General features: G+C 71.4%; 13 protein-coding genes. 7 read left to right on the forward strand and 6 right to left on the reverse strand.

Annotated features, from left to right (window positions below; genetic code table 11):
* The first annotated feature begins 304 nt into the window (after positions 1-304).
* From ABZ904_RS16415 to hemB, 5 genes are all read left to right on the forward strand, one after another.
* Positions 305-1057, forward strand: coding sequence for a redox-sensing transcriptional repressor Rex (locus ABZ904_RS16415; RefSeq protein ID WP_359405405.1), 753 nt, complete (start codon positions 305-307; stop codon positions 1055-1057).
* Positions 1054-2847: a glutamyl-tRNA reductase gene (locus ABZ904_RS16420; RefSeq protein WP_360990174.1), complete on the forward strand. Its 1794-nt coding sequence runs from the start codon at positions 1054-1056 to the stop codon at positions 2845-2847. The genes ABZ904_RS16415 and ABZ904_RS16420 overlap by 4 nt, the downstream gene beginning before the upstream one ends.
* A complete protein-coding gene (gene hemC, locus ABZ904_RS16425; protein WP_359405399.1) occupies positions 2844-3839 on the forward strand; it encodes a hydroxymethylbilane synthase in 996 nt (331 codons plus the stop codon). The genes ABZ904_RS16420 and hemC overlap by 4 nt, the downstream gene beginning before the upstream one ends.
* Positions 3836-5542: a uroporphyrinogen-III synthase gene (locus tag ABZ904_RS16430; protein WP_360990179.1), complete on the forward strand. Its 1707-nt coding sequence runs from the start codon at positions 3836-3838 to the stop codon at positions 5540-5542. The genes hemC and ABZ904_RS16430 overlap by 4 nt, the downstream gene beginning before the upstream one ends.
* A gap of 279 nt (positions 5543-5821) precedes the next feature.
* Positions 5822-6814: a porphobilinogen synthase gene (hemB, locus tag ABZ904_RS16435; protein ID WP_360990182.1), complete on the forward strand. Its 993-nt coding sequence runs from the start codon at positions 5822-5824 to the stop codon at positions 6812-6814.
* A 10-nt stretch (positions 6815-6824) separates the two neighbouring features.
* Here the strand turns inward: hemB and ABZ904_RS16440 are convergent, their stop codons facing one another.
* Positions 6825-7412, reverse strand: a complete 588-nt coding sequence (locus ABZ904_RS16440) for a DUF4232 domain-containing protein (protein WP_361823828.1) — start codon at positions 7410-7412, stop codon at positions 6825-6827.
* Between the two features lie 331 nt (positions 7413-7743).
* Here ABZ904_RS16440 and ABZ904_RS16445 point away from each other — a divergent pair, with 331 nt between their 5' ends.
* Entirely contained in the window at positions 7744-8649 is a 906-nt protein-coding gene (locus ABZ904_RS16445) for an SAM-dependent methyltransferase (RefSeq protein WP_359405387.1), read from the forward strand.
* A 16-nt stretch (positions 8650-8665) separates the two neighbouring features.
* On the opposite strand, the gene ABZ904_RS16450 is transcribed toward ABZ904_RS16445, so the two are convergent.
* The 4 genes from ABZ904_RS16450 to ABZ904_RS16465 form a co-directional block, all read right to left on the reverse strand.
* Positions 8666-9454 (reverse strand): aminoglycoside phosphotransferase family protein, encoded by a 789-nt coding sequence (locus ABZ904_RS16450; RefSeq protein WP_360990187.1) that lies wholly within the window; start codon positions 9452-9454, stop codon positions 8666-8668.
* Positions 9455-9880: 426 nt separating this feature from the next.
* The gene (locus tag ABZ904_RS16455; protein ID WP_360990190.1) at positions 9881-10699 is read right to left on the reverse strand and encodes a DUF4253 domain-containing protein; all 819 of its coding nucleotides are present in this window, start codon (positions 10697-10699) and stop codon (positions 9881-9883) included.
* Positions 10700-10734: 35 nt separating this feature from the next.
* Positions 10735-10974 (reverse strand): DUF397 domain-containing protein, encoded by a 240-nt coding sequence (locus ABZ904_RS16460; protein ID WP_360990193.1) that lies wholly within the window; start codon positions 10972-10974, stop codon positions 10735-10737.
* Positions 10971-11798, reverse strand: coding sequence for a helix-turn-helix transcriptional regulator (locus tag ABZ904_RS16465; RefSeq protein WP_361823833.1), 828 nt, complete (start codon positions 11796-11798; stop codon positions 10971-10973). The genes ABZ904_RS16460 and ABZ904_RS16465 overlap by 4 nt, the downstream gene beginning before the upstream one ends.
* A gap of 113 nt (positions 11799-11911) precedes the next feature.
* On the opposite strand from ABZ904_RS16465, the gene ABZ904_RS16470 reads away from it, so the two are divergent.
* On the forward strand, positions 11912-12343 hold the full coding sequence (locus tag ABZ904_RS16470) for an ATP-binding protein (RefSeq protein ID WP_359405372.1): 432 nt from the start codon (positions 11912-11914) through the stop codon (positions 12341-12343).
* Here ABZ904_RS16470 and ABZ904_RS16475 read toward each other — a convergent pair.
* Positions 12333-13076, reverse strand: a complete 744-nt coding sequence (locus tag ABZ904_RS16475) for a DUF4232 domain-containing protein (RefSeq protein WP_360990199.1) — start codon at positions 13074-13076, stop codon at positions 12333-12335. The genes ABZ904_RS16470 and ABZ904_RS16475 overlap by 11 nt on opposite strands.
* Positions 13077-13117: the final 41 nt, after the last annotated feature.

Below are 13117 nucleotides of genomic sequence, written 5' to 3' on the forward strand. Positions count from 1 at the left end.
GCCCGCGTGACCTGACCGACCAGTCCAACTGGCCGGGAAAGTCGCTTAGGATCGTCGGCGACTGGTCTCGGGGGGCGTGGATCGTAGAGGAGAGTGGGCGGTTTTGCCCCCAGAAGAAAAGGAACAGCGGCGCCCCCGCGGCGGTTCCCCATCCATGCGGCGGGGGCGCGTGACCCCGGTCACGTTGGCCGGGCAAATCGGACACAATCTTTGTGCACGCGTTCACAAAGACATAGCCTGCATTCGACGGGGCGGTCCAGGGACGTGTGACCGCCTGCAGCCCCGCTCTACCCGCAGGAGCACCGTGGCAACTGGCCGAACTCACCGACCGGCGACCCGCAGCCGAGGGATTCCCGAGGCCACCGTCGCCCGGCTTCCGCTGTACCTCCGAGCCCTGACCGCACTGTCGGAGCGCTCGGTACCCACGGTCTCCTCCGAGGAGCTGGCCGCGGCAGCGGGGGTCAACTCCGCGAAGCTGCGCAAGGACTTCTCCTACCTCGGCTCCTACGGGACCCGGGGCGTGGGGTACGACGTCGAGTATCTCGTGTACCAGATCTCCCGTGAGCTGGGGCTGACCCAGGACTGGCCGGTTGTGATCGTCGGTATCGGTAATCTCGGCGCGGCGCTGGCCAATTACGGCGGGTTCGCCTCCCGGGGCTTCCGGGTCGCCGCGCTCATCGACGCCGACCCGTCGATGGCCGGAAAGCCGGTCGCCGGCATCCCGGTGCAGCACACCGACGACCTGGAAAAGATCATCGAGGAGAACGGCGTCTCCATCGGCGTCATCGCCACCCCCGCGGGGGCCGCCCAGCAGGTCTGCGACCGTCTGGTGGCCGCGGGTGTGACCTCCATCCTGAACTTCGCGCCGACCGTGCTGTCCGTCCCGGACGGCGTCGACGTGCGCAAGGTCGATCTCTCCATCGAGCTGCAGATCCTCGCCTTCCACGAGCAGCGCAAGGCCGGCGAGGAGGCCCTTCCCGACGGCCTGCCGGCCACCGCCGCGGACTCCGCCGACCAGGGACCCGACGGGGACTTTCCCGCCGTGATGCCGGCATGAGTCTCCTCGTCGTCGGGCTGAGCCACCGCAGCGCTCCGGTCAGCGTCCTCGAGCGGGCCGCGCTGGCCTCGGACGCCCAGGCCAAGCTGCTCCAGGACACGGTCGCCGCCGAGCCGGCGGACGAGGCCGCGGTGCTCGCCACCTGCAACCGCATCGAGCTGTACGCCGACGTGGACAAGTTCCACGCCGGTGTCGCCGAGCTGTCCACCCTGCTCGCCCAGCACAGCGGGGTCGGTCTCGACGAGCTGACCCCCCACCTCTACGTGCACTACGAGGACCGGGCCGTCCACCACCTGTTCTCGGTGGCCTGCGGGCTGGACTCGATGGTCGTCGGCGAGGGCCAGATCCTCGGCCAGATCAAGGACTCCCTGGCCACCTCGCAGGAGCTGCACACCGCCGGACGGCTGCTGAACGACCTGTTCCAGCAGTCGCTGCGGGTGGGCAAGCGCGCCCACTCCGAGACCGGGATCGACCGCGCCGGTCAGTCGCTGGTGACCTTCGGCCTGGAGCAGCTCTCGTCCGGTGCGCCGGTCGAGACCTGGGCCGCGGGCAAGCGCGCCCTCGTGATCGGCGCGGGCTCGATGTCCTCGCTGGCCGCCGCGACCCTCGCACGCGCCGGGGTCGCCGAGATCGTGATCGCCAACCGCACGCTGGAGCGTGCCGAGCGTCTGGCGAAGATCCTGACGGAGGGCGACGACACGGACGTGTCGGCACGTGCGGTACCGATGGACACGGTGCCGGACGAGCTGACACGTGCCGATGTCGTGGTCTCCTGCACCGGCGCGACGGGTCTGGTCCTGACGGCGCAGGCGGTCGCTGAGGCGCTCGAGGGACGCGTGGACGGCCCCTCAGACCCTCTCGTCCCTGCCACCCCGGCCGCCCCGGCACAGGGCGCCCAGGTCGCGCGTACGGCCGTGGCGTCGATGCCCGGCCAGGCCGCCGCACGGGACGAACTCGCCCCGACCAGCCTGGGCACCGAGGACGGCTGCCCGCTCGACCTGTCCGCCGTGCAGGGCACGGCCGGCTTCTCGGTGCTCGGCGAGGCCGCCGTCGCGGGGATGCGAGCCGCCGAGCTGGAGCAGCACGCGGCCTGGGTCGACAAGGGCGACAAGGAGCGCAGCGGCCGTCCGGCCGGCAGTGCCGTGCTCGACCCGGAGACCGAGGCCGAGGTCATCACCGCGCTGGCCGCCACCGCGGCCACCGTCGGCCGGATCCCCGAGCGCCGCCGCCCCGAACCCGTCGTGCCGGCCCCCCGCCCCGCGCCCGTGCTGTCCATCCTCGACCTCGCGATGCCGCGGGACGTCGACGCGGCCGTGCACCGGCTGCCCGGGGTACAGCTGGTCGACATCGAGTCCCTGGCCGAGGCCTCCGCCGACGCGCCGATGGCCGCCGACGTCGATCAGGTGCGGCGGATCGTCTCCGACGAGGTCACCGCGTTCGGCGCCGCCCAGCGCGCGGCGCACATCACGCCGACCGTGGTCGCGCTGCGCTCGATGGCCGCCGACGTGGTGGCGAACGAGATCGCGCGCCTGGAGGGGCGGCTGCCGGGCCTGGACGCCAAGCACCGGGCCGAGATCACCCAGACCGTGCGGCGCGTCGTCGACAAGCTGCTGCACGCGCCGACCGTACGGGTCAAGCAGCTGGCCGCCGAGCCCGGCGGCGCCGGATACGCGGACGCACTGCGCACCCTGTTCGACCTGGACCCCGAGACGGTCGCCTCCGTCTCCCGGGCCGAGGACGCCGACAGCACCGAGAACACCGAGAACGCCGAGAACCGAGGGCGAGCATGAGTGAGCCACGTGAGCCGCAGGCGCACGCCACACACCGAGACGGGGCACTGAGGCTCGGGACCAGGCGCAGCAAACTCGCCATGGCCCAGTCCGGACAGGTCGCGGACGCCGTGCGCCGGGTCACCGGACGGCCGGTGGAGCTCGTGGAGATCACGACGTACGGCGACATCTCCCGTGAGCACCTCGCTCAGATCGGCGGCACCGGTGTGTTCGTGACCGCGCTGCGCGACGCCCTGATCAGGGGCGAGGTCGACCTCGCGGTGCACTCCCTCAAGGACCTGCCGACCACGCAGCCGCAGGAGCTGGCGCTGGCCGCGGTGCCCGTACGCGAGGACCCGCGTGACGTGGTGGTGGCGCGCGACGCCCTGAAGTTCACGGACCTGCCCCGCGGCGCACGCATCGGCACCGGTTCGCCGCGCCGTATGGCGCAGCTCAACGCGTACGCGCGCGGCCACGGCCTCGACATCGAGACGGTCCCGATCCGCGGCAACATCGACACGCGGATCGGATACGTCCGCAGCGGCGAGCTGGACGCCGTGGTCCTCGCCGCGGCCGGACTGAACCGCATCGGCCGGATCGACGAAGCGACCGACTTCCTGTCGGTCGACACGGTTTTGCCCGCCCCCGGCCAGGGGGCACTGGCGATCGAGTGCACCGCGGACAACGCGGACCTGATCGCGGCGCTCGCCGAGCTCGACGACCCGTTCACCCGGGCCGCCGTGACCGCCGAGCGGTCCCTGCTCGCCGCCCTGGAGGCCGGTTGCAGCGCCCCTGTGGGCGCGCTGGCCGACCTGTTGGCCGACGGGCAGATTGTCCAAGAAATGCGCCTGCGCGGCGTCGTCGGCACCCCCGACGGCCGGGCGCTGGTGCAGCTGTCCACCACCGGTCCCGTGCCCGAGACGCACGACCAGGCAATGGCGCTCGGTCGCGAACTCGCTGCCGAGATGCTCGCCAAGGGCGCGGCCGGTCTGATGGGGGAGCGAGCACATTGAGCCCCACCACCCTTCCCGCCGGCCTTGAACACGGGTACGTCACCTTCCTCGGTGCCGGACCCGGGGATCCGGGACTTCTCACCCTGCGCGCCGTGGAGGCGCTGGCGAACGCGGACGTGCTCGTCGGCGAGCACGAGGCGCTCGACGTCGTGCGCACGCATGCCAGAGCAGGCGTCGCCGTCGTGAACACGGACCCGGACCCCGCCACGGGTTCGTATCCGGGCACGGGCACGCCTCAGCTAGCGGTCGTTGACGGCGAGTCAACAGCCGCTGGTGTCCCCGCGTTCAGGGATGCGGCACATCTTGTCATGGAGGCTGCGCGGGGCGGCAGGCGGGTCGTCCGTGCGGTGACCGGGGACCCCGGCATGGACGCGTACGCCACCGGAGAGATGCTGGCGTGCGCCGCCGCGGGCGTCCCGTTCGAGGTCGTGCCCGGCGTCGCGACCGCCGTCGGCGTGCCCGCGTACGCGGGTGTGCCGCTGCGGGACGCGCAGGGCACCGACGTACGGTTCGTGGACGCGCGGACCGCCACGGACCGCTGCTGGACCGAGATCGGCGCCTCCGACGGCACCGTCGTGGTCTCCACGACGCTGGACTCGGTGGCCGCCGCCGCGGGTGAGCTGGTGGCCGCGGGCCGCAAGCCGGACACGCCGCTGACGGTGACCGTCGCCGGTACGACGACCCGGCAGCGCACCTGGACCGCGACGCTCGGCTCGATCGCGCAGACGCTCAAGCAGGCGAAGGTCCTGCCGTCTCCCGAGGGCGGGCGTCCGGTGATAGCCGTGGTCGGTGAGCGATCCTCCGCCGCCCAGCGCGACCAGCTGTCGTGGTTCGAGAACAAGCCGCTGTTCGGCTGGAAGGTCCTCGTCCCGCGTACGAAGGAGCAGGCGGTCTCGCTCTCCGACCAGCTGCGGTCGTACGGGGCCGTGCCGCACGAGGTGCCGACGATCGCCGTCGAGCCGCCGCGCACGCCCCAGCAGATGGAGCGGGCGGTCAAGGGTCTGGTGACGGGCCGCTACGAGTGGATCGCGTTCACGTCGGTCAACGCGGTGAAGGCGGTCCGCGAGAAGTTCGAGGAGTACGGCCTCGACGCGCGCGCCTTCGCGGGCATCAAGGTGGCCGCGGTCGGCGAGCAGACGGCGAAGGCGCTGGTGGCCTTCGGCGTGAAGCCGGACCTGATCCCGAGCGGCGAGCAGTCCGCGGCCGGTCTGCTGGAGGACTGGCCGCCGTACGACCCGGTGTTCGACCCGATCGACCGCGTGTTCCTCCCGCGCGCCGACATCGCCACGGAGACCCTGGTGGCCGGGCTGATCGAGCTGGGCTGGGAGGTCGACGACGTCACCGCGTACCGGACGGTCCGCGCCTCGCCGCCGCCGGCCGAGACCCGCGAGGCGATCAAGGGCGGCGGCTTCGACGCGGTCCTGTTCACGTCCTCCTCGACGGTTCGGAACCTGGTGGGCATCGCGGGCAAGCCGCACAACGTGACGGTGATCGCCTGCATCGGCCCCGCCACGGCGAAGACGGCGGAGGAACACGGCCTGCGCGTCGATGTCATGGCTCCGGAGCCGTCCGTACACGCGCTGGCGGAGGCGCTCGCGGACTTCGGCCTGAGGCGGCGCACCGCCGCCCACGAGGCCGGGGATCCGGTGACGCGGCCGAGCGAGCGGCGGCCGGGGGCACGGCGGCGTCGTACGACGACCTGAGCCACTGCCGGGCCGAAAGCGACCGGACGCGAAAGAACCCCTCCGACCGTGACATGCGGTCGGAGGGGTTCTTCGCGCTGGACCGGCGATCAGTCCTCGCAGCCGGGTGCCGGGCCGGCGCAGTTCGTGTCGTCATCGCCCTGCACGGTGCTGCCGACGAGGGCCAGGGCACCCGGAAACCGCGGGAGTTCCGCTCGATGGCTCGTGCCTCCGATACGTCCGCACCGGTCGACACCACGTCGGCAAAAGGACCCCTGGGCCGGGCGTAGCGTAGAGAGCATGACGAAGTACGGATCCTTCCCCGGTTCCCGTCCGCGGCGGCTGCGTGCCACACCCACCATGCGTCGTATGGTCGCCGAGACGAGGCTGCACCCGGCCGACTTCATCCTCCCCGCGTTCGTGCGGGAGGGCGTGAGTGAGCCGGTGCCGGTCGGGTCCATGCCCGGCGTCGTGCAGCACACCCGGGACAGCCTGAAGAAGGCCGCCGCGGAGGCGGTGGAGGCCGGGATCTCCGGGATCATGCTCTTCGGCGTGCCCGAGGAGTCGAAGAAGGACGCCGTCGGGACGACGGGCACCGACCCGGACGGGATTCTGCAGGTCGCCCTGCGCGATGTCCGGGCCGAGGTCGGCGACGACCTGCTCGTCATGTCCGACCTGTGCCTGGACGAGTTCACCGACCACGGGCACTGCGGTGTGCTCGACGCCGAGGGGCGCGTGGACAACGACGCCACCCTGGAGCGGTACGCCGAGATGGCGCAGGTGCAGGCCGACGCCGGTGCCCATGTCGTCGGGCCCAGCGGCATGATGGACGGCCAGATCGGCGTCGTCCGGGACGCGCTCGACCAGATCGGGCGCGAGGACGTCGCGATCCTCGCCTACACCGCCAAGTACTCCTCAGCCTTCTACGGGCCGTTCCGGGAGGCCGTCGCCTCGTCCCTGGAGGGCGACCGCAAGACGTACCAGCAGGACCCCGCCAACTGGCGCGAGTCCCTGCGGGAACTCGCCCTCGACCTGGAGGAGGGCGCCGACATGGTGATGGTCAAGCCGGCCGGGCCCTACCTCGACATCCTGGCGAGGGTCGCGGACGCGGTCGACGTGCCGGTGGCCGCGTACCAGATCTCCGGTGAGTACGCGATGATCGAGGCCGCGGCCGAGAAGGGCTGGATCGACCGGGACCGGGCGATCATCGAGGCCCTGACCGGCATCAAGCGGGCCGGTGCCCGCGACATCCTGACCTACTGGGCCACCGAGGTCGCCCGCAGCCTGCGCTGACGCCCGCCGGTCAGTACGTCAGGGCCGCCTCCCGGTTCGAGAGCCAGTACGTGACGGTCACCTTGTCGTCGACGTGCACGCCCTCGCCCGGGAGCGCCGGGTGCGCGGTGTGGCCGTCGTGAAAGGCGACCGTGAGGGTCTTCACCGTGCGGCCGTGTCCGCCGGTGCCGTCCGCCGCCGACAGGAGCACGCCCGCGTAGGCCGATGCGCCGGGAGAGAGCGTGACGGCGGAGCGCGGTCGCGTCTCCCGCGCGGGCGGCGCCGAGGAGTCCGCTTCGCCGAAGCGGGCCTTCGGGTAGCCGGTCAGCGTGCAGTTCGTCGCACCCGTGTTGGTGACCGTCAGAAGCAGATGGTCCGTGGGACGGGAGACCGGGGTCGCCGTCGTCCTGGTGTGGCCGCCCGAGCAGGGGGCCGCCGTGCCGGGGCCCCCGGCGCCGCGGACCGGGCCGTCGGAGAGGGTCGACTCCGAGGACGGTCCCTCGTCCCGTACGCCCTCCCCGTTCTGGCAGGCCGTGAGTCCCAGGGCGGCGAGCACGGCCGTGGCGGCGAGCAGTCGAGTCCGGGAGGCACGGGCGGTACCGGTGGTGCGAGCAGACATGGGTCGGCCCTTCGACGTCAGGAACTGGGGGGTGGCGCGGCCGCTCGACCGGTCACCGGGAGCGGAAGCCTCGCTACCGGACAGCTTGACCGCTGCGGGAGCCCGGCCGCCACATCTGCCGCGGTTTTCGGGACGCCCGGATGACGATGTGCGTCCTGACGTGGGGAAACGACGTCCGTCGGGAAACCGGGACGGGACGCGGGAGGCGTCCCGAGTCTCCGTCCCCGTCAGTCCGGGCACTTCCAACTCGCCACAGGAGTTAGGTTGTTGACCACGCCTTTGGTTGCCCCTTCAATGACCGAGTCCTACGCCGACCACCAGGGAGACGTCCATGCCCGGCGATGCCCTCAGCCGTGACCCGGCCGAGCTGCGCAAGCGGATCGACACCACCAAGGCCCACCCGGCACGCGTCTACGACGTCTTCCTCGGGGGCAAGGACAACTACCCGGTGGACCGCGCGGCGGCCGCCGCCGCACTCGCCGCCAACCCGCGCGGCTACCTCGACGTCCGGCACAACCGTGACTTCCTGCGCCGCGCGGTGACCCGGCTCGCCGACCAGGACGGCATCCGGCAGTTCCTCGACATCGGCACCGGCCTGCCGACCGCGCAGAACGTCCACCAGATCGCCCAGCGGATCACCCCCGACTCCCGGGTCGTCTACGTGGACAACGACCCGGTCGTCCTCGCGCACGCCCGTGCCCTGCTCACCAGCGGGCCCGAGGGCCGTACGGACTACATCGACGCCGACCTCGCCGCGCCCGCCGAGATCCTCGAACAGGCCGCGAAGACCCTGGACTTCGACCAGCCCGTCGCGCTGGTGCTGGTGGCGGTCCTGCACTTCGTCGAGGACGAGCAGGCCTACCCGATCGTGCGCGAACTGGTGGAGGCGCTGCCCTCCGGCAGCCGGCTCGTGCTCAGCCACCTCACCGAGGACCTCAACCCGGAGAACATCCGCGCGGTCCAGCGCACGTACACCGAGCGCGGCTTCACCTTCGTCCTGCGCTCCAAGGACGAGGTCGCGCGGTTCTTCACCGAGACCCCCGGCGTCACTCTGGACGAGCCGGGCGTCGTCCCGGTCCACCACTGGCACCAGGACGGCGCGGCACCCCTGCCCGAGCATGTCGACCCGGCGCAGCTCGCCACCCTCGACGACATCGAGAAGGTCCGCTACCGCGACATCAACGACGTCACCGACGCGGACATCAACGTGTACGCGGCCACCGCCCGGAAGGCCTAGCCGGGCCGGGTCCCGCTCACCCCTCCGTGCCGAACCACCTCTCGGCGAGTGCGTCCAGGTGTGGTTCGGCCGGAGAGGGCAGTTCGTGCAGGTACAGCGGCAGGTCGCTGTACACGTGCAGCAGCGTGTACGCGAGCAGCTGCCGGGGGTCGTACGGGGCGCGTCCGTAGGCCGCGTAGAAACGGCGGAACTGGCGCGGGTCGGCACGGGTGACGAACAGGCCCACGCTCGCGAAGTCGTAGGCCGGATCGCCGATCATCGCCGGCTCGAAGTCGAACAGCCCGGTCAGCCTGCGGCCGTCGCGCATGTCGATGGTCAGGTGCTCGCGCATGAACTCGGTGTGCAGCAGCGCGAGTCCGGTGGTGGCGGGCAGCGGGACGGAGTCCAGGAACTCGGGGATCCGGCCGAGCCAGGGCTCGGTCACCCCGTTGGCCCGGTGGTGCTCGAGCGTCCCGGCGCGCCGGCGGCGCAGGAACGAGGCCCAGTCCGTCGGTCCCACGACATCCGTCAGCGGCTTGAAGTCCATCGCGTGCAGCGAAGCCGGCATCCGGGCCGACTCCGACACGATCCGGTCCTGCTCCGCCGCCGTGAGCCTCGGCCAGGCCTCGGCGACACTCAGTCCGGGCAGCCGGGACATCAGCACGAACCGCCAGCCGTTGCCGTACTCGTCGGTCGCGTGCAACCGGGGAGTGGGAAGCGACAGTTGCCCCCAGAGGTGGGACAGCACCCGTGCCTCTCGGACGGCTTTCGTCGTCTCGAAGCGCGGATACAGCTTCAGGACCAGGTCGCCCCCGACCGCGTACACGGGCAGGGAGCCCTCGTCGGAGACGCCGTACCGGCAGTCCGACGAGCCCCAGTCGGTCGAGCAGGTCCAGGGCGGCCGGGCGCAGCACCGCCTCGCCCGAGAGCATCGCGTCCAACTCGTCGATCGTGTCCACGCTCGGCAGCATGGGCGGCATGCTAGGGCCCGGCGGCGGTCGTCCGCAGGGCGAAACAGGGTTGTTGTATGAGGCGGTTATGTCCCGGAAGTGCCCGAAAGAGCTGTTTTCGAGCGGCGTACCCATGGGACCCCAGGCAGGGCGAGCGGACTGACGGCTTCCGAGTCTTCGGCGCCGACGGGACCGCCGCCGCGCACCGCGGCCGCCGGGGACGCCGTGCTCGACGGCCCCGGCGGGCCCGACCGGAACGCTTCGTGCCTACAGCCCGGAGAGGATGCGGCGGGGCAGGCGGCTCAGTCCCACCAGAAGGACCAGATCCGCCGGCCCACGATCTCGTGCGCGGCGTACTCCTGGAGCGTCTCGTGATGCCCCTGGGCGATGTTGTCCGGACAGAAGGCGAAGTGCTCGGCGGCCACCGCCTCGGCTTCGGCCTGTGTGGTCGGCGGGGCGGCGACGGACAGGACGAGCTGGTCGAAGGTGAGCGCGACGACCCGTATGCCGAAGCGGTCCTCCCAGGAGCGGAGCACGGAACAGATGCGGGCCGTGTCGTTCTCGTGGTTCAGGGGCCCGCTCCAGCCGATCGCCGCGGGTATGTCGGCCGAGCGACGGGCCGGAACCAGGGCGAGGCGCGCCTCCTTGAACCAGGAACCCTCGTCCAGGAGGGAGTCCGCGACCTCTGCCGCGCGTGCGTCGGGGTCGGCCTCCAGCCGGGGCGCGGCGGCGAGACCAGGCCACTCCGGGCCGAAGGGGGCGAGCATCTCGTCGAATTCGCCGTCGGTGTCGTCGTCGCCCCAGAAGTCGGCCAGCACCTCCTCGGCGTCATGATCTCCGGGGTACGACATCTCGCCCGGCATCAACTCCCATTCCTCGGGACCGCCCTGGGCGCCGCCGACGTCGACGAGCACCGGAAGGAGCCCCGCCCGCGCCCCGGGTGAGCCCAGCCGGGCCCAGTTGCCGGACGACGCGGTGCGTCCGGCATGCCACAGCAGCGGCTCGTGCCACGGACCCTCGTCCGTGGCGTCGATCAGTCTCCCGGGCGGGAGTTCAAGCCCGAGCGCGCGTCCGCTCGGATCGGCCGCCAGCTGGGGCAGCGGATTGGGAAGTGTCGCCATGCGAGTGACTGTAGGGCCAGCCTCTGACAACGCCCCTAGCGGGCCGCGTAGTCGGTGAACGCGGCCCAGGCCTCCGGAGAGACGGTGAAGACGGCCCCGGTGGGGTTCTTTGAGTCGCGGATGTGAACGGTGTGCGGACAGGCGGTGACTTCTACGCACTGGCCGCCTTCGTCAGCGCTGTAGCTGGACTTGTGCCAGGTGTAGGCGACTTCAAGGCATTCGCCGCCTTCGCTGCCGCTGTAGGTGGACTTGAACCACTGAAGCGTGGTGCTCATTGCTCTCCTAGCAGTCGGTCCAGCAGGCTTCTGGAGTCCTCGACGGTGAGGGCCTGAGTTCGCAGCATCGCATATTTGCGCGCCAGGATGGACACCTCGCCCGGGTCGGAGACCCACTGGCTGCCGCGCTGCCCCTCGATGTAGGCCAGGTGCTGGTGGTCGGGGGTTTCCAGGAGAACGAAGGGGCCGTCGAGCCCCGCATGCGATGGGCTGACCAGTGGCAGGAACTGCATGGACAGGCCGGGAAGTTCAGCGCATTCACGCAGGTGTCGAAGTTGCTCGCGGTGCACCTCCGGGCCGCCGATCGCCAGGCGCAACACCGGTTCCCAGACGACGAAGCTCACCGTCGGCGGAACCTTGCGATGGAGTACGTCCCGGCGGCCCACGCGGGCCGCGGTCCTGGTCACAATCTCATCCGCGTCATACGCAGGGACACGTTCGCGCAGAACGGCACGTGCGTACGCCTCGGTCTGCAGAAGTCCGGGCAGGGCTTGGTTGGCGTACAGGGAGAGAGCGATGGCCTCCCGCTCGTGTTCTACGTACAGCTCAGCCCACAGAGGAAACTGGTCGATCTCCGGCAGGTTCTCCACCCCGACCGATAACAACCCTTTCGTCCCCAGGAGTTCATCCAGCAACACCGCCAGGTCCGGCTTCAGCGGACGCCTCCCCTGTTCGATCGAGGCGATCGTCTCCTCGTCGAGCATCAGCCGTTCCCCGAGGGCCCGTTGGGTCAGGCCGGCCGCACGGCGTGCGGTGCCCAGCTGGACCCCCAGCATCTTCATGGCCGAGAGGCTCTTCTTCCGTGGAAGCTTCCTGGAGTTCATGCTGGACCAACTCCCCACGCCCGCCCGTACGCGACCCCGAACGAACCCGTACAAAAAATCTGTACGGGCTCACCCAGTGATCCACGGTAGTCACTCTCCGCGACACTCGCCCTGTGAACGAGACGATCCAACTCCCGCCCCTGCGCGAGAGGTTCTTCCGGCGCGAACGCCGAGCCGTCCCCGCCGCCCGGCGGTTCGCCCGGGAGACACTGGCCGGCTGGGGCCTCGCCGAAGCCGGGCGCAGCGAGGACGTGCTGCTGTGCGTGAGCGAGCTGGCGACCAACGCGCTGCTGCACGGGGTGCCGCCCGGCCGCCACTTCCGCCTCTTCCTGCGGTACGACGGAGCCTTGCTGCGGGTGGAGGTGCACGACAGCGGGGGTGGCGTCCCGCACCTCGTCGACAAGGCCGACGACGGTGACGAGGGCGGGCGTGGGCTGCTGCTGGTCTCCGCGCTCGCCGACAAGTGGGGTGTCGGCGAGCGGGAGCTCGGCAAGGTGGTGTGGTGCGAGTTCGCTTCCGCACCACCTGGGGACCTCACCAGGTGAGGGCGTCGGTCGCGCTGGGCTGCCAGTACGTCGCGGTCAGCTTGCTGTCGTAGTACACGCCCTTGGCGGGCAGCTTCACGGTGGCCGTGGGGCCCGCGTCGCTGCGCGGGGTGCGCCCCTGGAAGATGACGGTCAGTTTGTGGCCCGTGGTTCCGTTCTCTCCACTGCCGTCGGCGGCGGAGAGACGCACGCCCGCGTAGCCGGACCCGCCGGGAGCGAGCGTGGTCACGGCCTGCGGCCGGCTCTCCTCGAACGCCCCGGGCGCCCACTGCATCTCGTCGAACCGCAGGAAGGGGAAGTACGTCAGGTCGCACGGCCGGGAGCCGGTGTTCTTGACGGTGATCAGCATGTGGTCGAGGGGACGGGACACCACCTGGGCGGTGACCCGGGTGTTGGCGCCGTTGCAGAGGACGGGCGTCGTGGTCGTGGTCCCGTGGCCCGTACCCGAGCCGGAGGCGCGGCCCGTGGCGCCCTTGCCGGTCCCCGTACCCGCGCGGGACGCCGTGTCCGAACCCTTCGCCGCCGACGAGCCGGAGCTCGAGCCGGTGGTCGAGGCCGGGGCGCCCTGTGCGGCGGGGCTCTGGGCGGGCGACGACGCGGCGGGCACCGACGCGCTGCCCTCGTCCTGCGTGCCGGTGCCGTTCTGGCACGCCGTCAGGGCCAGGGCCGCGAGCGCGACGGTGGTGGTGGCGAGCAGCCCGGTGCGGGAGCGGGCGGTGCGGAAGGTGCGCATGACTGGATTCCTCGTTCGCGGTTCGGGACGGTGCGAGCCGC

The organism is Streptomyces sp. NPDC046900 (genome assembly GCF_040644975.1).
Classification (GTDB): domain Bacteria; phylum Actinomycetota; class Actinomycetes; order Streptomycetales; family Streptomycetaceae; genus Streptomyces.

What these genes read in the sequence shown, in the direction of transcription:
- ABZ904_RS16420 (WP_360990174.1), top strand. Translation starts at nt 1,054, where the DNA reads ATGAGTCTCCTCGTCGTCGGGCTGAGCCACCGCAGCGCTCCGGTCAGC.
- hemC (WP_359405399.1), top strand. Translation starts at nt 2,844, where the DNA reads ATGAGTGAGCCACGTGAGCCGCAGGCGCACGCCACACACCGAGACGGG.
- hemB (WP_360990182.1), top strand. Translation starts at nt 5,822, where the DNA reads ATGACGAAGTACGGATCCTTCCCCGGTTCCCGTCCGCGGCGGCTGCGT.
- ABZ904_RS16440 (WP_361823828.1), bottom strand. Translation starts at nt 7,412, where the DNA reads ATGTCTGCTCGCACCACCGGTACCGCCCGTGCCTCCCGGACTCGACTG.
- ABZ904_RS16445 (WP_359405387.1), top strand. Translation starts at nt 7,744, where the DNA reads ATGCCCGGCGATGCCCTCAGCCGTGACCCGGCCGAGCTGCGCAAGCGG.
- ABZ904_RS16455 (WP_360990190.1), bottom strand. Translation starts at nt 10,699, where the DNA reads ATGGCGACACTTCCCAATCCGCTGCCCCAGCTGGCGGCCGATCCGAGC.
- ABZ904_RS16460 (WP_360990193.1), bottom strand. Translation starts at nt 10,974, where the DNA reads ATGAGCACCACGCTTCAGTGGTTCAAGTCCACCTACAGCGGCAGCGAA.
- ABZ904_RS16465 (WP_361823833.1), bottom strand. Translation starts at nt 11,798, where the DNA reads ATGAACTCCAGGAAGCTTCCACGGAAGAAGAGCCTCTCGGCCATGAAG.
- ABZ904_RS16475 (WP_360990199.1), bottom strand. Translation starts at nt 13,076, where the DNA reads ATGCGCACCTTCCGCACCGCCCGCTCCCGCACCGGGCTGCTCGCCACC.